The following is a 23,958-nucleotide window of genomic DNA, read 5'->3' as shown; positions in this document are numbered from 1 at the left end:
AGAGCGTTTTGGTTACTTTTGCGCTTTTCAAAAGTGACCCGCTGTAAGAGCGGAACCCATAGTCGCCATTACAAAAATAACGGATATGCCCCCGATTCATCGCGCCCACCCCGGCCTGCGCTTCTGCACAAACGCCTGAGTCCCCTCAACCCCTTCCTCACCACAAACCGCCTCGGCAAACCACTCGGCAGCCTGGTCCAACAACGGCCCCAAAACCTGCTCACCACTGGCCAGCAGCAACGCCTTGGTCCGCGCATTAGCCCCCGGAGCACATCGCAAAACCTGCCCCAACACCTCATCCAGCCGCTCCGCCAACGCCTGCGGATCGTGCTCCACAAAATGCACCAACCCCAACCGCAGCGCCTCAACCCCATCAAACCGCGCCGCCGTCAAAGCCAGCCGCCGCGCCTGGGTCAGCCCGATACGCTTCACCACGAACGGCGCAATCTGCGCCGGCAACAACCCAAGGCCGGTCTCCGGCAACCCAAACTGCGCCTGATGATCCGCAATCGCCACATCACTGACACACACCAACCCAAACCCGCCGCCCAACACGGCACCCTCAAGCACCACAATCACCACCTGCGGCAGCGCCTCCACTTCCTGCAACAGCGTACCGAACGCCCGGTTCAACGCCTGCAAGCCTCCCGCGGCTCCCGCGCGAGCCATGTCCTTCACATCGCCACCGGCCGAAAAATGCCCACCCGCGCCGCTGATAACCAACGCCCGCACGCTCTTGTCCCCAGCCACATCGGCCAGTACCGCACGCAGTTCGTTGACCATTTCCAGGCTCATGGCATTGCGGCTGTCCGGCCGATTGAGGGTCACATGCAGCACCCCGTTATGCGGCTCCAGCAACAACGTGTTCACGACTTTTTCCCCGGCAGGGTGCCCATCAATTTACAGATGATCCCCAGCATGATCTCGTCCGCCCCACCACCAATCGACACCAGCCGCACATCGCGATAAGCCCGGGCCACCGGGTTGTCCCACATGAACCCCATGCCGCCCCAATATTGCAGGCAACTGTCGCTGACTTCCCGGCCCAGGCGGCCGGCCTTGAGCTTGGCCATGGAGGCCAGGCGCGTCACGTCCTGGCCCTTGATGTACTGCTCGGTGGCCTGGTACACCAGCGCCCGCAGGCATTCGATTTCGGTGGACAGTTCGGCCAGGCGGAAGTGGATCACCTGGTTGTCGATCAGCGCCTTGCCGAAGGTCTTGCGTTCCTTGCAGTAATCGATGGTGCTGTCGATGCAGTACTCCAGGCCCTTGACCATATTGGCCGCGCCGAACAGCCGCTCTTCCTGGAACTGCAGCATCTGCATCATGAATCCCGCACCTTCATGGCCGATGCGGTTGCGCTGGGGGATGCGCACGTCGTCGAAAAACACCTGGGCGGTTTCCGAGCTGTGCATGCCGAGCTTTTCCAGGGGCGGGCTGACGCTGATGCCGGGGGTGTTCATCGGCACCATGATCAGCGACTTGTTGATGTGCGGCTTGTCGTCGGAGGTGTTGGCCAGCAGGCAGATGAAGTCGGCGCTCGGTGAGTTGGTGATCCACATCTTGCTGCCGTTGATCACGTAGTCGGTGCCGTCCTTGCGGGCATGGGTTTTCAGCCCGGCCACGTCGGAGCCGGCGCCGGTTTCCGAAACGCCGATGCAGCCCACCTGTTCGCCGCTGATGGCCGGGCGCAGGAATTCTTCGCGCAATTCATCGGAGCCGAAGCGGGCGAGGGCCGGGGTGCACATGTCGGTCTGCACGCCGATGGACATCGGGATGCCGCCGCAGCGAATGCTGCCGAACTCTTCGGCGGCGACGATCGAGTAGCTGTAGTCGAGGCCCATGCCACCGAATTTTTCCGGCTTGGAAATACCCAGCAAACCGAGGTCGCCGGCCTTGCGGAAGATCTCGTGGATCGGAAAGCGTCCGGCCTTTTCCCACTCATCCACATGCGGGTTGATCTCGCGCTCGACAAAGCCACGGACGGTGCGACGCAGTGCTTCGTGTTCCTGGGTGAAGATCATTTTTATTGTTCTCCCTATGGGGACGCGGGGCGTCCCGGGCTGCATTCCCACGCGGGGCGTGGGAACGATCATCAAAACCGCGCTGCACCAAAGCTGTTGGGCTGTAGTTGCCGCACCTCGGCCTCGTGGCAGATGTCCAGCAGAAACCCGAGCAAGGTTCGTGTATCACGTGGATCAATCAGCCCGTCGTCCCACAGGTTCGCGCTGCCATAAAGGGCGGTGGACTGGCTGTCGAGTTTCTGTGCGGTGACCTGTTCGAGCATGTCGAGCACCTTGGGGTCGGGCACCAGGCCGTCTTTCAGTTGCTTGGCTTCGGTGACGATCCGCAGCACCTTGCCCGCCTGGGCGCCGCCCATCACGGCGGTGCGACTGTTGGGCCAGGCGAAGATAAAACGCGGGTCGAGCCCACGGCCGCACATCGCATAGTTGCCGGCACCATAGGAGCCGCCGACGACGATGGTCAGTTTCGGCACCCGGGCATTGGCCACCGCCTGGATCATCTTCGCGCCGTGCTTGATCACGCCTTGCTGTTCCGACTCGGTGCCCACCATGAAGCCGGTGGTGTTGTGGAAGAACAGCAGCGGTGTCTGGCTCTGGTCGCACAGCTGGATAAATTGCGCGGCCTTGCTCGCACCCTTCGGGGTGATCGGCCCGTTGTTGCCGATAAAGCCACAGGCGCGGCCCTGGATATGCAGGTGGCCGCAGACGGTGTGCGGGTCGAACTCGCCCTTGAATTCGAGGAAGTTGGAAGCGTCCGCCAACCGCGCGAGGATTTCGCGCACGTCGTAGGGCTTTTTCGGATCGTCGGGGATCAGCCCCAACAGCTCGTCAATCGGGTACAGCGGCTCGCTGTAAGCGCGCTTTGGCACAGGCGGCAAGCGGTCATCCCACGGCAACAGGCTGACAATCTCACGCACGATGCGCACGCCGTCAGCGTCGTTTTCCGCCAGGTATTCAGCGGTGCCGGCGGTTTGCGCATGCATCTCGGCGCCGCCCAGTTCTTCATCGGTGGCGACTTCGCCGGTGGCGGCCTTGAGCAGCGGCGGGCCGGCCAGGAACAGCTTGGCCTTGCCACGCACCACCACCACGTAATCCGAAAGACCCGGCTGATAAGCGCCGCCCGCCGTGGCCGAGCCATGCACCACGGTGATCTGCGGCAAGCCCATGGCCGACATCCGCGCCTGGTTGGCGAAGCTGCGGGCGCCTTCGACGAAAATCTCGGCGGCGTAGTTGAGGTTGGCGCCGCCGCTTTCTGCCAGCGTCACCACCGGCAGTTTGTTTTCCATGGCGATCTGTTGCAGGCGCAGGGATTTTTTCAGGCCAGAGGGGGAAATGGTCCCGCCCTTGATCGCGCTGTTGTTGGCCACCACCAGCATGCGCACGCCGCTGACGTAGCCGATGCCGGCGATCAACCCGCCGCCAGCGGCGCTGCCGTCCTTGTCATCGTGCAGTTTGTAGCCGGCTAGGCTCGCCAGTTCGAGGAACGGCGCGCCGGGGTCGAGCAATAAATTCAGGCGTTCCCGTGGCAGCAGTTGCCCGCGCTTGTCGAACCTGGCCTTGGCTTCGGCGGCCTTGCCCAGCAGGTTTTGCTCCAGCTGGCGCAATTGATTGACGCCCGTGAGCATCGCTTCGCGGTTCTGCGCGAATTGCGGGCTGTGGGCGTCGAGTTGCGAGTCGATCACCGGCATGGCTTATTTCTCCTCCTTGAGCACGTCCGGCAAGTAAGCCCGGTGGAAACCATTAAAGGACACGCTCGGCGGTTGCGCCTTGTGCAGCGGCCAGGCGCGGCTGCCCAGGCTGGCGGCGCCGTCGATACGCAAGGTGCTGCCGCTGACGAACGCGGCGGCGGGGCTGAGCAAGAACACAATCGCCGCGCTGACTTCCGATTCGGTGCCGATGCGCTTGAGCGGAACATGCTCGCGCAAGGTCGGGATCACCGCCTTGAATGCGCCTTCGTAGGTGTCCATGCCGCTGGAGGCAATCCAGCCCGGCGCCACGGCGTTGACCCGCACCCCGGCGTAACCCCATTCAACGGCGGCGGTCTTGGTGAGGTTGTCCATGCCCGAACGTGCCGCACCGGAGTGGCCCATGCCGGGCATGCCGCCCCACATGTCGGCGAGCATGTTGACGATGGACCCGCCGTGCTTGCTCATGCTCTGGTTGAACACTTCCCGGGCCATCAGGAAACCGCCCACCAGGTTGGTGCGCAACACGGTTTCAAAGCCCTTCTGGTTGATCGACGCGAGCGGCGAGGGGTACTGGCCGCCGGCGTTGTTCACCAGGCCATGAATCGGGCCGTGCTCCTGCAGGACCTGGCCGACCAGCGCCTTGACCGCTTCTTCATCACGAATATCGCAGGCCTGCCAGCTGGCGCGACCGCCGTCCTCACTGACCTCCGCCGCCACCGTTTGCAGTTTTTCCGGCTTGCGCCCCACCAGGATCACATGGGCGCCGAGGGCTGCCAGCTCGTGGGCGGTGCAACGGCCAATGCCACTGCCGCCGCCGGTAACGATGATGGTCTGCCCCTGGAACAGGTCGGCTTTGAAGATCGAGTCGAAGGCCACGGCGTGGGTCCTTTAAGTGAATTGATCGGCAATGTGCTGCGGCACGGCAATCGGGATTTCCAGCAGTTGCTGGGCGAAGGCCTTGCCTTGGGGATCGATGCGCAGGCTGGCAATCCCGCCGCCACCCAGGGCGTTTTCCAGCAGGAAGTTCAGGCTGTGGCTGCCGGGCAAATACCAGCGCTCGACGCGGCCGTGGATCGGGTCGAGCACGTGGCTCATCCAGTCGACGATCACTTCGGGCGTCAGCGCCTCGGCGATCCACGGCAGGTACTCGGGCTGGCGGGCGATCACCCCGATGTTGCTGTGGTTGCCCTTGTCGCCGGAGCGGGCCACGGCCAGCTTGACCAGCGGCACGTTGGCGTCGGCGCGGCCTTGGGGTTTGGGCGGGTCGATCAATGCGATCGAGGTGTTCAGCGGTTTGGCGACGGGCAATTCGCAGGCATGCCGTTCGCCAAGGAAGTCGACCTGCAATTGGCAGGCGCTTTTATCGATCAGGAATGAAAACAACCGAATCAGCGGGTACACCGTGGGTCGCCCGCCGACGATCCCGGTGAGCCCCGGCGCCATGCCGGTGGCCGCCTGGGCAATCTCCCGGGCGAACAGCACCAGCGCCTGTTTGCTGGGGTGACGCACCGCCAGTTTCACCACCACTTCGCGGCAGTCCTGGCGTTGGGCATGGGGGCCGTAGGTGGCTTCGCTGCCCAGCAGTTCGATGTTGATGTCGGTGTAGGGCGCCCAGCCGCGCTGGCTGAACAGCTCTGAGGTCTTGTTGATGATCGCCTGGCTGACCCGTTCGGCCTTGGCCACCGCGTCGATCCCGGCGATCAGGCAACTGGCGGTGCAGCGAAAACCATCCGGGTAGGTGGCGCTGACCTTGTACTGGTCGGTGGGCGGCAGGCCTTTGGCGCCGTGCAGGTGCACGCGGTTTTTGCCTTGTTGCCGGAGCTTGACCTGGCTGAAGTCGCAGATCACGTCGGGCAACAGGTAGGCGCGCGGGTCGCCGATTTCATACAGCAGTTGCTCGGCGACGCTCAGTTCGCTGATCAGTCCGCCGGTGCCCTCGACCTTGCTGACGGTGAACTGGCCGTCGGCACTGACCTCCACAATCGGGAAACCGATGTGTTCGTAGTCCGGCACCTCCCGCCAATCGGTGAAGTTGCCGCCGGTGCACTGCGCGCCGCATTCGATGATATGCCCGGCCAATGCCGCCTGGGCCAGGTGGTCGTAGTCCTGCCAGGACCAGTCGAACTCATGCACCAGCGCCGCGCTGACCACCGCGCTGTCCACCACACGGCCGGTGATGACGATATCGGCACCCAGCTCCAGCGCCTGCACGATACCGGGCGCGCCGAGGTAGGCGTTGGTGGATACGCACATCGGCGGAAAGGGCGCGCCGCTGAACATGTCGGTGACGCCGTGCAGTTGCTTGAACTGCGGTTGCAGGTCATCCCCCAGCAGTACGGCGATCTTCAACGGGATTCGGGCCTGGTCGCAGGCCGCCTGCAACGCGGCGGCGCAGGCCTGGGGGTTGATCCCGCCAGCGTTGCTGATCACGCGGATGCCCTGGCGCTGGATATCCGCCAGCAGCGGCGTCAGCACCTCGACGAAATCCGTGGCATAGCCGGCCTGGGGGTCTTTCATTCGCGCTCCGGCGAGGATCGACAGGGTGACTTCCGCCAGGTAGTCGAACACCAGGTAATCCAGCGTGCCGCCGTGCACCAACTGCGCAGCGGCGGTGCAGGTGTCGCCCCAGAAGGCGCTGGCGCAGCCGATGCGTACCGTCTTGTTCATGGGGCGTCCTTCCTCTGGTTTGCTGATACCAACACTACCAAGCAAGCGCTTGGTTTGTAAACTCTGGTCATAACTTTGCCCCAAGCGCTTGCTTGGTTGGCTGCCACGGCCTAAATTGCCGCCCAAGACGTAACCAGAAGTTAAGGAGAGCAGCATGGATGAGCAAAAAGCCCTGCGGGTGATGCGCACCATGGTCGACGCCGGCCAATTGACCGACCCCGACAGTGCCCGTGGCAAGCTGCTGCAAACCGCGGCCCACCTGTTTCGCAACAAGGGTTTTGAGCGCACCACCGTGCGTGACCTGGCCGGCGCGGTCGGGATCCAGTCCGGCAGCATCTTTCATCACTTCAAGAGCAAGGACGAAATCCTGCGGGCGGTGATGGAGGAAACCATCCACTACAACACCGCCCTGATGCGCGCTTCCCTGGCCGAGGCGAGCAACGTGCGCGAGCGGGTGCTGGCGCTGATTCGTTGCGAATTGCAGTCGATCATGGGCGGCAGTGGCGAGGCCATGGCGGTGCTGGTGTATGAATGGCGTTCCCTGTCGGCCGAGGGCCAGGCCCAGGTGCTGGCCTTGCGCGATATCTACGAAGAGATCTGGTTGCAGGTGCTGGGGGAGGCGAAAAACGCCGGTTACATCAAGGGCGATGTGTTTATCACGCGGCGTTTCCTGACGGGCGCCTTGTCCTGGACCACCACCTGGTTTCGCGCCCAGGGCAGCATGACCCTGGAGCAACTGGCCGACGAAGCCTTGCTGATGGTGTTGAAAGCTGACTAGCCCTTTCGCGCAAGCTATTAATTGTGTGGCAGAAAGTTGTCTCGATAGACAAAAACGCCTAGCTTAGCGGGATCAAAGTTTTCGACGGTGTGTGCCTTGATGTTTTCGCCTTGGCGATTGGCTGCAGGACTCTCAATATGGGCACTTGGCGCACTGTGGCTGATGCCTGCCTCGGCCGCCCAACTGGTGAGGGTCGGTGCTGCGCATTTCCCGCCATACACCGTGCGCCCGGAGCAGGGCGCCGACACCGGGTTGCTGCCGCAACTGGTGGAAGCCTTGAACGCCCTGCAAACCGACTACCAGTTTGTGCTGGTACCCACCTCGATTCCCCGGCGTTTTCGCGACTTCCAGCAAGGTCGGGTGGACATGGCGATCTTCGAAAACCCCAAGTGGGGCTGGCAGGATATTGCCCACACCGATGTCGACATGGGCCTGGAGGATGCGGAAATCTTCGTGGCCCAGCAGGAGCCCGGTCGCGACCAATCGTATTTCGCCGACCTGACCGGCAAGCGCCTGGCGGTGTTCAGCGGCTATCACTACGCGTTCGCCAATTTCAACCCCGACCCCAAGTACATGGCGGAGCACTTCAACGCCACCTTGACCTATTCCCACGACAGCAACCTGCTGATGGTCGCCCGGGGCCGGGCCGACATCGCCCTGGTGACGCGTTCCTACCTCAGCGATTTCCTGGTGCGCAATGCCGATACGGCGGGGCAGTTCCTGGTGTCCGAGCGGATCGACCAGGTGTACCACCACTATGCGTTGCTGCGGCCCAAGGCGCCGATCACGGGGCCGGCGTTCGCCGGGCTGCTCAAGCAGCTGAGGGACAACGGCCAGTTGCTGAAGATCTTCGAGCCTTACCGCATCGATGTAATGCCGGTACCGTGATCGTCTAAATTTTTGCCCTCGGCTCACGTCACTTGTTGAACTGTCGACGATTCGTGAGCCCATCCCATGTCCAATCTGAATGACCTGTCAGTGCTGCCCTTGCCGGCGGGACCCGCCCTGAATGCTGATGAAACTGATAGCCGCCTGAGCCTCACCCTTGAGGGCCAGCCGCTGATTCGCCTGCGCCTTGAGCGGGGTGATGAGGTGCAGGTGCATTTGCAGGAGCCCGCCAGTGTGCCGGCTGCCCGTGCCTTGTGGGCGGCGTGTTATTGGCTGTTTGCCAGGGAGCCCGGGCGTCAGCGACTGGTCTGGTGTCTTGAGCATGCGCCGGAAGATGCCTTGCGCAGTGGGTTGCTGGTGGCGACCGGGGTTGCCGGGCAGTTTCATTGCGAGCGCACGTTGTTCTGGCAGTTGCCGCAACCGTGGCTGGGGCAATCTCTCACGGGGACTTATCCGCAGCAGATGATCATCAGCGGCGGCAAGCGTCATCCTGCCCGTGCGCCGAAGCCGCGGGGCGAGGTGTATCGGCGGTTTGATGCGCGGCTGGGGGCGTGGATTTCACTGCGTACGGTGGAGATTGATGTTGATCTGGCGCGCTTCAATCGTTGGCAGAACAGTGCTCGGGTGGCGAATTTCTGGCAGGAAACCGGCAGCCTGGAACAGCATCGGGAATATCTGGACAAGCTGGAAGCGGATCCCCATGCGTTGACGTTGATTGGCTGTTTCGATGATGAGCCGTTTGCTTATTTCGAGGCGTATTGGGCGAAGGAGGATCGGATTGCGCCGTTTTATGATGCAGCGGATTACGATCGCGGGATTCATATGCTGGTGGGCGAAGAGCACCACCGTGGTCCGCACAAGGTAGCGAGCTGGTTGTCGGCGCTGGTGCATTACTTGTTTCTCGATGATCCGCGTACGCAGCGTGTAGTGGCTGAGCCTCGGGCGGATAACGAGAAGATGATTGGGCATATGCAGAATCAGTGTTTCCACTGTGAGAAGGAGTTTGATTTTCCTCATAAGCGGGCGGCGTTGATGATTCTGGGGCGGGAGCGGTTTTTTGAGCGGTGTGGGTTGGTTTGACTGAGCAAAAAATCTGAGTGCACGAAGATCAAATGTGGGAGCGGGCTTGCTCGCGAAAGCGCAGTGTCAGTCAATGCATGTGTGACTGATCCACCGCTTTCGCGAGCAAGCCCGCTCCCACATGGGATGTGTGGCGCGTCAGGCCCGCCGCGCAAACGTGTCGCTATGGGTCCCGGAAACCTTCCGGCAATGCACCAGCGCATCGCGAATCATAAAGTTCACCAACGTCGGTGAAACCCCCAGCTCCTTGGCAATATCCTTCTGCGGCACCCCGTGCAGCCGGTACATCTCAAACGCGTAACGCGTGCGCTGAGGCAACTCGGTCAAGGCGTCGGCAATGTTCTCCAGCGTCGAAAAGTTGATGTGCGAGGTCTCAGGTGAAGCGCCGTGAATAACCACATTCAAGCCTTCCTCTTCCGTGCCGGAATATTTCAGCTCCAGCGCCTGCTTGCGGTAGTGATCAATAGCCAGGTTGCGCACGATCTGGAACAGGTAACTGAGCTGCGCCTTGAACGATGACGTGATGGTGGGGGCCGATTGCAACCGGAAGTAGGCGTCTTGCACCACGTCTTCGGCGCGGGATCGGCAGCCGGTAATACGCGCTGCGATCTTGACCAGGATCAGTCGATTGTCGACGAAGGCCTGGAGTAGGGGTGAGTCGCACCTGCCTGTGGATACTTGTTCCGTCATGGAAATCACCTTGTTGCAAGAGAAGGTTGGGGGAGGGCGTCCTTGCTGAGGCCTCCTACACATCGGGCAACAAATTATGCTTAATGATAATGATTGTCAAATGAGAAGACGAACTAATCTTATGCTTTATCGAGAGGTGTGAACGGCGTCTCGCTGACTAATTATTTCCCGGTGCCATCCGTTCTCATGGGTGAAAGGCCAGTTAACAAACCGGCCAAGGATCAGCGCCTGGAGGAGGACAAAATGGGTTTTTATCGTGTGAGCGGGAGTGGTCTGAAATGAACACGCCGGCTCGATTACGCCTGTTTTGCCTGCCTTACTCCGGCGCCAGCGCCATGGTCTACAGCCGCTGGCGGCGGGCGCTGCCGGAGTGGTTGCAGGTGCGGCCGCTGGAGTTGCCGGGGCGCGGCATGCGCATGGACGAGCCGTTGCAGCGCGATATCAAAAACCTGGCCGGGCAACTGGCTGATGAGATCCGCGCCGAGCTGGACGGCCCCTACGCCTTGTTCGGCCACAGCCTCGGCGGCCTGCTGGCCTTCGAGCTGGCCCATGCCCTGCGCGAACGGGGCGCGCCGCCGCCATTGGCGCTGTTTGCCTCGGGTACCGCCGGCCCGGCCTGTCGCGATGTCAGCGAGTACGCCATCGAGAAAAACGACGAACAACTGATCGCCCGCCTGCGAGAACTCAAGGGCACGGGCGAAGACGTGCTGGCCAACGCCGAACTGATGCAGTTGATGCTGCCGATCCTGCGGGCCGACTTCCTGCTGTGCGGCAGTTTCGAATACGGCGAGCGTGAGCCGCTGAGCCTGCCCATCCATGTATTCGGCGGCAAGCAGGACACGGTGCGCGCCGATCAACTGCTGGACTGGCAGCAAGACACCGCCAGCGGTTTCTCCCTCGACATGTTCGACGGTCACCACTTCTTCCTGGTGCAGCACGAGAGTTCCGTACTGCGCTGTGTGCGGCGTTACGCCGACGAACACCTGGCCCGCTGGCGCAACGACGCCGCGCGGCAGATGGCCCGGGCAACCGGCTGAACAAGCCCCCCCGGCCACACATTCCCCGATTTCCCAGTAAGCCGATTTCAGGCAGGAACCCCATGATGGACGCCTTCGAACTTCCCCGCACCCTGGTTCAGTCCCTTCAACGCCGCGCCGCGCAAACCCCGGATCGACTGGCGTTGCGCTTCCTTGCCGAGACGGCCGAACAGAGCGTTGTCCTCAGTTACCGCGACCTCGACCTGCGCGCCCGCACCATTGCCGCCGCCTTGCAGGCCGACGCCGGGCTGGGCGATCGTGCGGTGCTGCTGTTCCCCAGCGGGCCGGATTACGTCGCGGCGTTCTTTGGTTGCCTGTACGCCGGGGTCATCGCGGTGCCGGCCTATCCGCCGGAGTCCGCCCGCCGTCATCATCAGGAGCGGCTGCTGTCGATCATTGCAGACGCCGAGCCGCGGTTGCTGCTGACCACGTCCAGCCTCGGTGATTCGCTGGCGCAACTCGAAGGCGCGCCGCAGTTGCTGTGCGTCGACAGCCTCAATGCCGAAATCGCGAGCCATTGGGTTGCGCCCAACTTGCAAGACGATGACATCGCCTTCCTGCAGTACACCTCCGGCTCCACTGCGTTGCCCAAGGGCGTGCAAGTGACCCACGGCAACCTGGTGGCCAACGAGCTGCTGATTCGCCGGGGCTTCGGCATCGACCTGAACCCCGACGACGTGATCGTCAGTTGGTTGCCGCTTTACCACGACATGGGCCTGATCGGCGGGCTGCTGCAGCCGATCTTCAGCGGTGTGCCGTGCGTATTGATGTCGCCGGCGTACTTCCTTGGCCGGCCATTGCGCTGGCTCGAAGCGATCAGCGAATACGGCGGCACCATCAGCGGCGGGCCGGACTTCGCCTATCGCTTGTGCAGCGAGCGAGTCAGCGAATCGGCATTGGATCGCCTGGATTTGAGCAAGTGGCGCGTGGCGTACTCCGGCTCCGAGCCGATCCGCCTCGACACCCTCGAACGCTTCGCCGAGAAGTTCGCCGCCTGCGGTTTTACCCCGAACAATTTCTTCGCCTCCTACGGCTTGGCGGAGGCCACCTTGTTCGTTGCCGGCGGCACCCGTGGCCACGGCATCCCGGCCCTGCGCCTGGACGAACAGGCCCTGGCCGCCAACCGCGCCGAGCCCGGTCAGGGCGCGGCGATCATGAGTTGCGGCACCAGCCAGCCCGAGCACGCGGTGCTGATTGCCGACCCCGCCACCCTGGCGACGCTCCCCGACAATGCCGTCGGTGAAATCTGGGCCACCGGCCCGAGCATCGCCCACGGCTACTGGCGCAACCCTGAAGCCACCGCCAAGACTTTCGTTCAGCACGAAGGCCGTACCTGGCTGCGGACCGGCGACCTCGGGTTTATCCGCGAAGGTGAAGTGTTCATCACCGGCCGGCTGAAAGACCTGCTGATCGTGCGGGGCCACAACCTGTATCCCCAGGACATCGAGCAAGCCATCGAGCGCGAAGTGGAAGTGGTGCGCAAGGGCCGGGTCGCCGCGTTCGCGGTGAATGCCCAGGGCCTGGAAGGCATTGGCATCGCCGCCGAAATCAGCCGCAGCGTGCAGAAAATCCTGCCGCCGGAAGCACTGATCAAGGCGATTCGTCAGGCGGTGGCCGAAGCCTGCCAGGAAGCGCCGAGCGTGGTGGTGCTGCTCAACCCCGGTGGCTTGCCGAAAACGTCCAGCGGCAAGGTGCAGCGCTCGGCCTGCCGCACACGCCTGGCGGACGGCAGCCTCGACAGTTATGCGCAGTTCCCCGGCGTGCAGGCACCGGTCGGCGATGCTGTCCTGCAATCCGAACTGCAAAACCAGATTGCCGCGATCTGGTGCGAGCAATTGCAGGTGACGCAGGTCGCCGCCGACGATCACTTCTTCCTGCTGGGGGGCAACTCCATCAGCGCCACCCAGGTCGTCGCCCAGCTGCGGGAAACCCTCGGCCTGGAACTGAACCTGCGCCTGTTGTTCGAAGCGCCCATCCTGGCTGCCTTCGCCACCAGCGTCGGGCAATTGCAGCAGGACGGCGGCGTGGCCCAAGGCGCAATCCATGGGTTGTCGCGACAGGAAGACCTGCCGCAATCCCTCGCGCAGAACCGTCTGTGGATCACCTGGCAACTCGACCCGCACAGCAGCGCCTACACCATTCCCGGCGCCTTGCGGTTGCGCGGCGAGCTGGATGAAGACGCGGTGCGCTCAAGCTTCCAGCAATTGATCCAGCGCCACGAAGCCCTGCGCACGCGCTTCTTCGAGCGCGATGGCCAGGCCTTCCAGCGGGTCGACGCCAAGGCTGATTTCGATCTGCAAGTCATCGACCTCAGCGATTTGCCTGCCGCCGAGCGGGAAGCCCGTGCCAAGCAGATTCGTGAAGACGAAGCCCGCACCCAGTTCGACCTGGAGAAAGGCCCGCTGCTGTGGGTAACGCTGGTGCGCCTGGATGACGAAGACCACCAACTGCTGGTGACGATGCACCACATCATCGCGGACGGCTGGTCGCTCAACGTGTTGATCGACGAATTCTCGCGACTGTACGCCGCTGCGTCCCAGGGCCAACCCCTGGAACTGCCAGCGCTGGCCCTGCAATACGCCGACTACGGAAGTTGGCAGCGCCAGTGGCTGGCCGAAGGCGAGGGCCAGCGGCAACTGGCTTACTGGAAACAACAACTGGGCGACGAGCACCCAACCCTGAGCCTGGCCACCGATCACCCGCGTTCGGCGCAGCACCTGCGCAGTGCCTCGCGTCACAGTGTGCGTGTGAGCGCGAGCCTCGGCGAAGCCATTCGCAAGACTGCCCAAAGCCACGAATCCACGCCGTTCATGCTGTTGCTCGCGGCGTTCCAGAGCCTGCTCTATCGCTACAGCGGCCAGCGCGATATCCGCATCGGCGTGCCCAACGCCAACCGTCCGCGCCAGGAAACCCAAGGCCTGATCGGGTTCTTTATCAACACCCTCGTACTGCGCGCCGAACTGGATGCGCGCCTGCCCTTCGCCGAGTTGCTGACGGCAACCCGCACCGCAGCGCTGGGTGCCCAGGCCCATCAGGACCTGCCTTTCGAACAGCTGCTGGAAGCCTTCCCCCAAGCCCGGGAACAAGGCCTGTTCCAGGTGATGTTCAACCACCAGCAGCGTGACCTCGGCGCCCTGCGCCGCTTGCCGGGCCTGCTTGCCGACGAGCTGGCATGGCACAGCCGCGAAGCCAAGTTCGACCTGCAACTGCACACGGAAGAAGACCGCAACGGGCGCCTGAGCCTGTCCTTCGACTACGCCGATGAGCTGTTCGACGCCGCCACCATCGAACGCCTGGCCGGGCACTTCATCAACCTGCTGCAAGCCATCTGCGAACAGCCGCAACAGGCCATCGGCGACCTGAAGCTGTTGCACGCCGACGAGCAGCGCCAACAACAGCAGTGGAGCGCTGCGCCGTGCACACCGGCGCAGCGCTGGCTGCCGGAACAACTCAACCAACACGTCTCGGAACGCACCGCAGTGGTGTGGCAGGACGGCAGCCTGACCTTCGCGCAATTGCACACCCAGGCCAACCGCCTGGCCCATTACCTGCGGGACAAGGGCGTGGGCCCGGACGTGTGCGTGGCCATCGCCGCCGAGCGTTCGCCGCAACTGCTGATCGGCCTGCTGGCAATCATCAAGGCCGGCGGCGCCTATGTGCCGCTGGACCCGGATTATCCCGCCGAACGCCTGGGCTACATGCTCAAGGACAGCGGCGTGCAACTGCTGCTGACCCAGACTTCACTGCTGGAACAACTGCCCACGGCGCAAGGCGTGTGCGTCATCGCCATGGACAGCCTCAAGCTCGACAGTTGGCCGACCCACGCGCCGGGTTTGCACCTCAATGGCGACAACCTCGCCTATGTGATCTACACCTCCGGCTCCACCGGCCAGCCCAAGGGCGTGGGCAACACCCATGCCGCGCTGGCCGAGCGCTTGCAGTGGATGCAAGCCACCTACCAATTGGATGAAACCGATGTGCTGATGCAAAAGGCGCCCATCAGTTTCGACGTGTCGGTGTGGGAGTGTTTCTGGCCGCTGATCACCGGTTGCCGCCTGGTGCTGGCCGGCCCCGGCGAGCATCGCGATCCCCATCGCATCGCGCAGTTGGTGCAGGAACACGGCGTGACCACGCTGCACTTTGTGCCGCCGCTGTTGCAGCTGTTTGTCGACGAACCGTTGGCTGCCGAATGCACCAGCCTGCGTCGCCTGTTCTCCGGCGGTGAAGCGCTGCCTGCCGAGTTGCGCAACCGGGTGCTGGCGCAGTTGCCGGCGGTGCAGTTGCACAATCGGTATGGCCCCACCGAAACCGCGATCAACGTGACGCACTGGCATTGCCAGGCCGAGGACGGCGAGCGTTCGCCGATTGGCCGGCCGCTGGGCAATGTGATTTGCCGGGTGCTGGATGATCAGTTCGAGCCGCTGCCGGCGGGTGTGCCGGGTGAGTTGTGCATCGGTGGCATCGGCCTGGCCCGGGGTTACCTCGTGCGTGCGGGGCTGACCGCCGAACGCTTTGTCGCCGACCCGTTGGGTGAGGCGGGCGCACGCCTGTATCGCACCGGTGACCGCGTGCGCTGGAGCACCGACGGTGTGCTGGAATACCTCGGGCGCCTGGATCAGCAGGTCAAACTGCGTGGCTTCCGTGTCGAGCCTGAAGAAATCGAAGCCCGCCTGCTGGCTCTCGACGGCATCGCCCAAGCGGTGGTGCTGGTGCGGGAAACCGCAGCCGGTGCGCAGTTGATCGGCTACTACACCGCCAGCGAACCGTTGGATGAACAGGACGTAAAAACCGCCCTGGCCGCCGAGCTGCCGGAGTACATGGTCCCGGCGCAATTGATGCGCCTGGACGCGATGCCCCTGAGCCCAAGCGGCAAACTGGATCGTCGCGCCTTGCCGGAACCGGTGTGGCAGGTACGTGAGCACGTCGAACCTGAAACAGCGCTGGAACAGCAAATCGCCGCGATCTGGCGTGAAGTCCTGGCGCTGCCACGCATCGGCCTGCGGGACGACTTCTTCGCCCTTGGCGGCCATTCGTTGCTGGCGACGCAAATCATCTCCCGCACCCGCCAGGCCTGTGACGTCGAACTGCCGTTGCGCACGCTGTTCGACGCCAGCGAGCTGGGGGCTTTCGCCGAGCAGGTCCGGCTGATCCAGGCCGCCGGGCAACGTAACCAACAGCTGGCCATCGGCAAGGTCGACCGCAGCCAACCGGTGCCACTGTCCTATTCCCAGCAGCGCATGTGGTTCCTCTGGCAGATGGAGCCCGACAGCCCGGCGTATAACGTCGGCGGCATGGCGCGCTTTCGCGGGGTGCTGGACGTGGGCCGTTTCGAGGCGGCGTTGCAGGCCTTGATCATGCGTCATGAAACCCTGCGCACGACTTTCCCGAGCATCAATGGCGTGGCGCAGCAGAAGGTCGCGGCGCAAACCGGCGTGCGCATGGATTGGCAGGACTTCTCTGCGTTGAATGAGGCCGAGCGCCAACGGCGAGTGCAACAACTGGCCGACCATGAAGCCCACTCGCCTTTCAATCTGGAAACCGGCCCATTGCTGCGCGCCTGCCTGGTCAAGGCCGGCGAGCAGGAACATTACCTGGTGCTGACCCTGCACCATATCGTCACCGAAGGCTGGGCCATGGACATCTTTGCCCGTGAACTCAGCGCGCTGTACGAAGCGTTCATCGACGACCGCGAATCGCCACTGGCGCCAGTGCCGGTGCAGTACCTCGACTACAGCGTGTGGCAGCGCCAGTGGCTGGAGTCCGGCGAACGCCAGCGCCAACTGGATTACTGGACCGCGCAACTGGGCACCGAACATCCGCTGCTGGAACTGCCGGCCGACCGGCCGCGTCCGCCGGTGCAAAGTCACCAGGGCGAGCTGTACCGTTTCGATTTGAGCGATGACCTCGCCGCCCGCGTGCGTGCCTTCAACGCCGAACGCGGCCTGACCCTGTTCATGACCATGACCGCCACCCTCGCGGTATTGCTCTACCGCTACAGCGGCCAGACCGACCTGCGCATCGGCGCGCCGGTGGCCAACCGCATTCGCCCGGAAAGCGAAGGGCTGATCGGCGCGTTTCTCAACACCCAGGTGCTGCGTTGCCAGCTCAACGGGCAGATGAGTGTCGGCGAACTGTTTGACCAGGTTCGCCACACCGTGATCGAAGGCCAGTCCCATCAGGACCTGCCGTTCGACCATCTGGTGGAGGCCCTGCAACCAACCCGCAGCGCGGCATACAACCCGCTGTTCCAGGTGATGTGCAACGTGCAGCGCTGGGAATTCCAGCAAAGCCGCACCCTGGCCGGGATGACCGTCGAATACCTGGCCAACGACGCCCGCGCCACCAAGTTCGACCTCAACCTGGAAGTCACCGACCTCGATCATCGCCTGGGTTGCTGCCTGACCTACAGCACCGACCTGTTCGACGAGCCGCGCATTGCGCGCATGGCGGCGCATTGGCAAAACCTGCTGGAAGCCTTGCTCGCCGATCCGCAACAGCGCCTGAGTGAGTTGCCGTTGCTGGAGGCTGGCGAACAGCGCGCCCTGCAAGACAGCCTCGGCATTGAGGCTGGCGAGCATCGCCTCGACCAGTGCATCCATCACCTGTTCAGCGAGCAGGCCCTGGCCCGTGCCGATGCACCGGCGTTGACCTTTGCCGGGCAGACCCTGAGCTACAGCGAACTCGATAGCCGTGCCAATCGCCTGGCCTGGATGCTCCGCGAGCGCGGCGTGGGCCCGCAGGTGCGGGTCGGCCTGGCGTTGCCGCGTTCGCTGGAGATGGTGGTTGGCCTGCTGGCAATCCTCAAGGCCGGCGGCGCCTATGTGCCGCTGGACCCGGAATACCCGCTGGACCGCCTGCACTACATGATCGAAGACAGTGGCATCGGCCTGTTGCTCAGCGATGCCGCGATGTTCGACGCATTGGGCGAACTGCCTGAGAGTGTCGGCCGCTGGTGCCTGGAAGATGACCTGCTGACCCTGGCGGACTACCCGGCAAGCGAGTTGCCTTTCATCAGCCTGCCGCAACATCAGGCCTACTTGATCTACACCTCCGGTTCCACCGGCAAGCCCAAGGGCGTGGTGGTGTCCCACGGCGAAATCGCCATGCATTGCCAGGCGGTGATCGAGCGCTTCGGCATGCGCCCGGATGACTGCGAGCTGCACTTCTATTCCATCAACTTTGACGCTGCCACCGAGCGTCTGCTGGTGCCGTTGCTCAGTGGTGCCCAGGTGGTGTTGCGGGCCCAGGGCCAGTGGGACGCGGAAGAAATCTGCGGGCTGATTCGTCGGCACCGCATCAATATCCTGGGCTTCACCCCAAGCTATGGCAGCCAGTTGGCGCAATGGCTGGCCACGCAAGACCAGACCCTGGCGGTGCGCATGTGCATCACCGGCGGTGAGGCCCTGACTGGCGAACACTTGCAGCGCATTCGCGCGGCATTCAAGCCGGCGCTGTTTTTCAACGCCTATGGTCCGACTGAAACCGTGGTGATGCCGTTGGCCAGCCTGGCCCCGGAAGCCCTGGAAGAGGGCGCCGGCAGCGTGCCGATCGGCAGCATCATCGGCGCGCGTGTGGCCTACATTCTGGATGCGGATCTGGCGCTGGTGCCGCAAGGCGCGACGGGTGAGTTGTACGTCGGCGGTGCCGGCCTGGCCCAGGGGTATCACCAGCGTCCGGGGATGACGGCGGAGCGGTTTGTCGCGGATCCGTTTGCCACGAATGGCGGTCGCCTGTATCGCACCGGTGACCTGGTGCGCCAGCGTGCCGATGGCCTGGTGGAATACCTCGGTCGTATCGACCATCAAGTGAAGATTCGTGGTTTCCGTATCGAGTTGGGAGAAATTGAAACCCGCCTGCTGGAACACGAGGCGGTGCGTGAAGCGGTGGTGTTGGCGCTGGACTCTCCGAGCGGCAAGCAGTTGGTGGCCTATCTGGTCAGCGACCAGGAGCAGGGCGCGCTGCGTGAATCCCTAAAGGCGCATCTGAAAGCGCAGCTGCCGGACTACATGGTGCCCGCGCACCTGATCGTTCTCGACAGCATGCCGCTGACCGCCAACGGCAAACTCGACCGCCGCGCCTTGCCGCAGCCGGACCCCGAGGCGAATCGTCAACAGTACGTGGCGCCGCGCAACGAGCTGGAGCAAACCCTGGCGGCCATCTGGTGCGCGGTACTGAACGTGCAACAGGTAGGCCTTGACGACAACTTCTTCGAGTTGGGCGGCGACTCGATCCTGTCGATCCAGGTGGTCAGCCGGGCCCGGCAGGCGGGGACTCATTTCAGCCCGCGTGATTTGTTCCAGCACCAGACCGTGCAAACCCTGGCCGCCGTGGCGACCCGCAGCGAGCAGGTCAGCGCCGAACAAGGCGTGTTGACCGGCGCGTCCGGGCTGACGCCGATCCAGCACTGGTTCTTCGACACCGACATCCCGGAGCGCCAACACTGGAACCAGGCATTGCTGCTGGAGCCGGTTCAGGCCCTGGAACCTCATCGCCTGGAACAAGCGTTGCTGGCGGTGCTGGAACATCACGACGCCCTGCGCCTGAGCTTCACCCAGCGCGACGCCCAATGGCACGCCGAACACTTGGCGGTGCCGGAAGGCGGCCTGCTGTTGCAAGCCCAGGTAGCGGACATGGAGCAGTGCAGCGCGCTGTTCACCGACACCCAGCGCAGCCTCAACCTCGCCCATGGCCCGTTGTTGCGCGCGCTGCTGGTGGACGGCCCGCAAGGCCAGCGCCGGCTGCTGATCGCGATCCATCACCTGGTGGTGGACGGCGTTTCCTGGCGGGTATTGCTGGAAGATTTGCAGACCGTGTATCGCCAGTTGAGCGACGGCCAGCCGGTCAACCTGCCGGCCAAGACCAGCGCCTTGCGCGACTGGGCGGCGCGGTTGCAGGCGTATGCCGGCAGCGAATCCCTGCGTGAGGAGCTGCACGTGTGGCAGCAACAGTTGGCCGGCCCTGCCGTTGAATTGCCGGTGGATCACCCACAGGGTTCGCTGCGCAATCGCGACGCCGATACCGTCAGCGTGCGCCTGGATGCCGAGCGCACCCGCCAGTTGTTGCAGCAGGCGCCAAGTGCCTACCGCACCCAGGTCAACGATTTGCTGCTGACGGCCCTGGCCCGTGTGCTGTGCCGTTGGAGTGGCCATGAATCCGCATTGATCCAGCTGGAAGGCCACGGCCGCGAGACCCTGTTCGACGAGATCGACCTGACCCGCAGCGTCGGCTGGTTCACCAGCGCCTACCCGCTGCGCCTGACCCCGCTGCATATCGAAGAGGCCGCCGGGCAGGGCGCCTCGATCAAGGCGATCAAGGAGCAACTGCGCGGCGTGCCCCACAAAGGGTTGGGTTATGGCGTGCTGCGCTACCTGGCCGACGACCTGTGCCGCCAGACCATGGCCGCGTTGCCGACCGCCAGTATCACCTTCAACTACCTCGGCCAGTTCGATCAGAGCTTTGGCGCCGACGCACTGTTCCACCCGCTGGACGAGTCCGCCGGAATCGCCCACGACCCGGACGCGCCGTTGCCCAACGCGCTGAGTGTCGACAGCCAGGTGTACGGCGGTGAGCTGGTGCTGCGCTGGACCTTCAGCCGCGAGCGTCACCACAGCCAGACCATCGCTGAACTGGCGGACGCTTACCTGGCGGAACTGCAAAGCCTGATCGAACATTGCCTCAAGGCAGACGCGGGCGGCCTTACGCCGTCGGACTTCCCGCTGGCGCACCTGACCCAGGGGCAACTCGATGCGCTGCCGGTGCCGGCCAATGCCATCGAAGACGTGTACCCGCTGACCCCGATGCAGGAAGGCTTGCTGCTGCACACCCTGCTGGAACCGGGCACCGGCCTCTACTACATGCAGGACCGCTACCGCATCAACAGCGCCCTGGACCCCGAGCGTTTCGCCCAGGCCTGGCAGGCGGTGATCGCCCGTCATGAAGCCTTGCGCGCCTCGTTCTGCTGGAACGTCGGCGAAGACATGTTGCAGGTTATCCACAAGCCCGGCAGCACGCCGATCGAGTACCTCGACTGGAGCCAGGTGCCGGAAAGCGAGCAGGAACCGCGCCTGCAAGCGTTGCTCAAAAGCGAGCGTGAAGCCGGTTTCGATCTGCTTAACCAGGCGCCCTTCCACCTGCGGCTGATCCGCGTAGGCGAAGCCCGCTACTGGTTCATGATGAGCAACCACCACATCCTGATCGATGCGTGGTGCCGCTCGCTGCTGATGAACGATTTCTTCGACATCTACATGGCCCTCGGCGAAGGTCGCGAAGCGCAACTGGCGACGCCACCGCGTTACCGCGATTACATCGCCTGGCTGCAACGCCAGAACCTCGCCGAGGCGCGCCAGTGGTGGCAGCAGAACCTGCAAGGGTTCGAACGCACCACACCGATTCCGAGCGACCGGCCGTTCCTGCGCGAGCATGCCGGCCACAGCGGCGGCATGGTGGTAGGCGACTGCTACACCCGCCTGGATGTGCGCGACGGCGCGCAATTGCGCGAGCTGGCCCAGGCTCATCAATTGACGGTGAACACCTTCGCCCAGGCGGCATGGGCCCTGGTGCTGCGGCGCTTGAGTGGCGATCGCGACGTGCTGTTCGGCGTCACCGTGGCAGGGCGCCCGGTAGAAATGCCCGAGATGCAGCGCACTGTCGGGCTGTTTATCAACAGTATCGCCTTGCGGGTCAAGCTGCCGGAGGACGATCAGCAGTGCAGCGTGCGCCAATGGTTGAGCGGCCTGCTCGACAGCAATATGCAACTGCGCGAGTACGAGTACCTGCCGCTGGTGACCATCCAGGAGCACAGCGAACTGCCGAAAGGCCAGCCGCTGTTCGACAGCCTGTTCGTGTTCGAGAACGCCCCGGTGGAAGTCTCGGTACTGGACCGTGCGCAAAGCCTGAATGCCACCTCGGATTCCGGTCGCACCCACACCAACTTCCCGCTGACGGCCGTGTGCTACCCGGGCGATGACCTGGGCTTGCACCTGTCCTACGACCAGCGTTATTTCGATGAAACCACCGTGCAAGGCATGCTCGCTGAATTCAAGCGGCTGCTGCTGGCGCTGGTGCAGGGCTTCCATGGCGACATGGCCGACTTGCCGCTGATTGGCGAGCAGGAGCGTGAGTTCTTGGTGGACGGCTGCAACCAGAGCGAGCATGAATATCCGCTGGAGCGCAGTTACATCGAGCTGTTCGAAGCCCAGGTGGCACAGCATCCACAGCGGATTGCCGCCAGTTGCCTGGATCAGCAATGGACCTACTCTGAGCTGAACCGGCGCAGTAACCGCCTGGGCCATGCGCTGATTGCCGCGGGTGTCGGGCTGGACCAACCGGTGGCGTTGCTGGCTGAACGTAATCTGGATTTGCTGGGCATGATCATCGGCAGCTTCAAGGCCGGCGCGGGTTACTTGCCGCTGGATCCGGGGCTGCCGACCCAGCGCTTGAGCCGGATCATCGACCTCAGTCGTACGCCGTTGCTGGTGTGCACCGAGGCTTGTCGGGAACAGGCGGATCTGTTGCTGGAAGAGTTTGCCTGTGGCTCGCGACCGAGGCTGCTGGTATGGGAGGAGCTGGTGGGTTCAGAGCAGAACCCGGGCATCTACAGCGCGCCGGATAACCTGGCCTACGTGATCTACACCTCGGGCTCCACTGGCCTGCCCAAGGGCGTGATGGTCGAACAGCGCGGCATGCTCAATAACCAGTTGAGCAAGGTGCCGTATCTGCAACTGACTGAGCACGATGTGATCGCCCAGACCGCCTCGCAAAGTTTCGATATCTCGGTGTGGCAGTTCCTCGCGGCGCCGCTGTTCGGGGCGAGGGTGGACATTGTGCCGAATACCATTGCCCATGATCCGCAAGGCTTGCTCGCTCACGTCCAGGCCCAGGGCATTACCGTGCTGGAAAGCGTGCCGTCACTGATCCAGGGCATGCTCGCCCAGGACCGCATGAGCCTGGATGGCTTGCGCTGGATGCTGCCGACGGGTGAGGCGATGCCGCCGGAACTGGCGCACCAGTGGTTGCTGCGTTATCCGCAGATTGGCCTGGTCAACGCGTATGGCCCGGCGGAATGTTCGGACGACGTGGCGTTCTTCCGCGTCGACCTGGCGTCGACCCGTGGCACTTATCTGCCGATTGGTACGCCGACCGACAATAACCGGTTGTACCTGCTGGACGGTGCGCTGGAACTGGTGCCTCAAGGCGCCGTCGGCGAGTTGTGCGTGGCCGGGACCGGCGTGGGTCGTGGTTATGTCAGCGATCCGCTGCGCACGGCGCAAGCGTTTGTGCCGAATCCATTGGGTGCGGACCGGTTGTATCGAACAGGGGATTTGGCCCGCCGTCGCAGCGACGGTGTGTTGGAGTACGTCGGGCGCATCGACCATCAGGTGAAGATTCGCGGTTACCGGATCGAGCTGGGTGAAATCGAAGCGCGCCTGCATGAGCAGCCTGAAGTGCGGGATGCGGCGGTGGGCGTGCAGGAGGGCGTCAACGGCAAGCATCTGGTGGGCTACCTGGTGGCGGCGGATGCGCAGCTCAACCCGGGTGAGCGCCTCGATCGCATCAAGCAACGCCTGCGGGCCGAGCTGCCGGAATACATGGTGCCGTTGCATTGGTTGTGGCTCGACCGGTTGCCGCTGAACGCCAACGGCAAGCTGGACCGCAAGGCCTTGCCGGCACTGGAGATCGGCCAGTTGCACAGCCAGGAATATCTGGCGCCGCGCAATGAGCTGGAGCAGACGCTGGCCGGGATCTGGGCCGAGGTGCTCAAGGTCGAGCGCGTCGGCGTGCAGGACAACTTCTTCGAACTGGGCGGGCATTCGTTGCTGGCCACGCAGATAGCTTCACGGGTGCAGAAGACGCTGCAGCGGGATGTGCCGTTGCGGGCGATGTTCGAGTGCAGCACGGTGGAGGCGTTGGCGGGGTATATCGACGGGCTGGCGGCGAATGAGATCAGCGCCGAGAAGGTGGATCGGTTGAGTGATTTGATGGCGGAGCTGGAGGGTTTTTAACTCGGATCGCAACGCGCCACTCGTCGGGTGGCGCGGTTTTTAAGGTTCGAACTGTGAATTCTGACAGTAGGCAAGGGGGGCATTTCGGCGTGTGATGGGCAACAC

Annotated in this window: 11 protein-coding genes; 5 read left to right on the top strand and 6 right to left on the bottom strand. The window is 63.6% G+C overall.

Annotated features, from left to right (window positions below; all coding sequences use genetic code 11):
- Positions 1 to 96 precede the first annotated feature (96 nt).
- The 5 genes from HX807_RS30895 to HX807_RS30875 all read right to left on the bottom strand — a co-directional run bounded on the left by HX807_RS30895 (position 97) and on the right by HX807_RS30875 (position 6,379).
- Positions 97 to 870: an enoyl-CoA hydratase/isomerase family protein gene (locus HX807_RS30895; protein ID WP_008431696.1), complete on the bottom strand. Its 774-nt coding sequence runs from the start codon at positions 868 to 870 to the stop codon at positions 97 to 99.
- A complete protein-coding gene (gene atuD / locus HX807_RS30890) occupies positions 867 to 2,024 on the bottom strand; it encodes a citronellyl-CoA dehydrogenase (RefSeq protein WP_003209038.1) in 1,158 nt (385 codons plus the stop codon). The genes HX807_RS30895 and atuD overlap by 4 nt, the downstream gene beginning before the upstream one ends.
- A gap of 71 nt (positions 2,025 to 2,095) precedes the next feature.
- Complete coding sequence (gene atuC, locus HX807_RS30885; protein WP_008431693.1) at positions 2,096 to 3,712, bottom strand: geranyl-CoA carboxylase subunit beta; 1,617 nt, start codon at positions 3,710 to 3,712, stop codon at positions 2,096 to 2,098.
- A 3-nt stretch (positions 3,713 to 3,715) separates the two neighbouring features.
- Positions 3,716 to 4,588 carry an SDR family oxidoreductase gene (locus tag HX807_RS30880; RefSeq protein ID WP_177023351.1) on the bottom strand — a complete coding sequence of 291 codons (873 nt, stop codon included), beginning with the start codon at positions 4,586 to 4,588 and terminating at the stop codon, positions 3,716 to 3,718.
- A gap of 12 nt (positions 4,589 to 4,600) precedes the next feature.
- Positions 4,601 to 6,379 (bottom strand): acyclic terpene utilization AtuA family protein, encoded by a 1,779-nt coding sequence (locus HX807_RS30875; protein ID WP_177052123.1) that lies wholly within the window; start codon positions 6,377 to 6,379, stop codon positions 4,601 to 4,603.
- Between the two features lie 154 nt (positions 6,380 to 6,533).
- On the opposite strand from HX807_RS30875, the gene HX807_RS30870 reads away from it, so the two are divergent.
- The 3 genes from HX807_RS30870 to HX807_RS30860 all read left to right on the top strand — a co-directional run bounded on the left by HX807_RS30870 (position 6,534) and on the right by HX807_RS30860 (position 9,125).
- A complete protein-coding gene (locus HX807_RS30870; RefSeq protein ID WP_087695088.1) occupies positions 6,534 to 7,157 on the top strand; it encodes a TetR/AcrR family transcriptional regulator in 624 nt (207 codons plus the stop codon).
- A 99-nt stretch (positions 7,158 to 7,256) separates the two neighbouring features.
- On the top strand, positions 7,257 to 8,045 hold the full coding sequence (locus tag HX807_RS30865; protein ID WP_083853176.1) for an ABC transporter substrate-binding protein: 789 nt from the start codon (positions 7,257 to 7,259) through the stop codon (positions 8,043 to 8,045).
- A 66-nt stretch (positions 8,046 to 8,111) separates the two neighbouring features.
- Entirely contained in the window at positions 8,112 to 9,125 is a 1,014-nt protein-coding gene (locus HX807_RS30860; RefSeq protein ID WP_177052121.1) for a GNAT family N-acetyltransferase, read from the top strand.
- Positions 9,126 to 9,263: 138 nt separating this feature from the next.
- Here the strand turns inward: HX807_RS30860 and HX807_RS30855 are convergent, their stop codons facing one another.
- Positions 9,264 to 9,815, bottom strand: a complete 552-nt coding sequence (locus HX807_RS30855) for an RNA polymerase factor sigma-70 (RefSeq protein WP_003209024.1) — start codon at positions 9,813 to 9,815, stop codon at positions 9,264 to 9,266.
- A gap of 278 nt (positions 9,816 to 10,093) precedes the next feature.
- On the opposite strand from HX807_RS30855, the gene HX807_RS30850 reads away from it, so the two are divergent.
- Positions 10,094 to 10,852 (top strand): thioesterase II family protein, encoded by a 759-nt coding sequence (locus tag HX807_RS30850; RefSeq protein ID WP_003209023.1) that lies wholly within the window; start codon positions 10,094 to 10,096, stop codon positions 10,850 to 10,852.
- A 62-nt stretch (positions 10,853 to 10,914) separates the two neighbouring features.
- Positions 10,915 to 23,853, top strand: coding sequence for a non-ribosomal peptide synthetase (locus HX807_RS30845; protein ID WP_177052117.1), 12,939 nt, complete (start codon positions 10,915 to 10,917; stop codon positions 23,851 to 23,853).
- Positions 23,854 to 23,958: the final 105 nt, after the last annotated feature.

Origin of the sequence: Pseudomonas sp. D8002, assembly GCF_013385695.1 — a bacterium.
Classification (GTDB): domain Bacteria; phylum Pseudomonadota; class Gammaproteobacteria; order Pseudomonadales; family Pseudomonadaceae; genus Aquipseudomonas.
The sequence above is the reverse complement of the archived record's forward strand: the minus strand, read 5'-3'. Positions and strand labels throughout refer to the sequence as shown.

Excerpts from the sequence above, each read along its gene's own strand:
- HX807_RS30845 (WP_177052117.1), top strand. The coding sequence starts at position 10,915 with ATGATGGACGCCTTCGAACTTCCCCGCACCCTGGTTCAGTCCCTTCAA.
- HX807_RS30860 (WP_177052121.1), top strand. The coding sequence starts at position 8,112 with ATGTCCAATCTGAATGACCTGTCAGTGCTGCCCTTGCCGGCGGGACCC.
- HX807_RS30870 (WP_087695088.1), top strand. The coding sequence starts at position 6,534 with ATGGATGAGCAAAAAGCCCTGCGGGTGATGCGCACCATGGTCGACGCC.
- HX807_RS30865 (WP_083853176.1), top strand. The coding sequence starts at position 7,257 with ATGTTTTCGCCTTGGCGATTGGCTGCAGGACTCTCAATATGGGCACTT.
- HX807_RS30875 (WP_177052123.1), bottom strand. The coding sequence starts at position 6,379 with ATGAACAAGACGGTACGCATCGGCTGCGCCAGCGCCTTCTGGGGCGAC.
- atuD (WP_003209038.1), bottom strand. The coding sequence starts at position 2,024 with ATGATCTTCACCCAGGAACACGAAGCACTGCGTCGCACCGTCCGTGGC.
- HX807_RS30855 (WP_003209024.1), bottom strand. The coding sequence starts at position 9,815 with ATGACGGAACAAGTATCCACAGGCAGGTGCGACTCACCCCTACTCCAG.
- atuC (WP_008431693.1), bottom strand. The coding sequence starts at position 3,712 with ATGCCGGTGATCGACTCGCAACTCGACGCCCACAGCCCGCAATTCGCG.
- HX807_RS30850 (WP_003209023.1), top strand. The coding sequence starts at position 10,094 with ATGAACACGCCGGCTCGATTACGCCTGTTTTGCCTGCCTTACTCCGGC.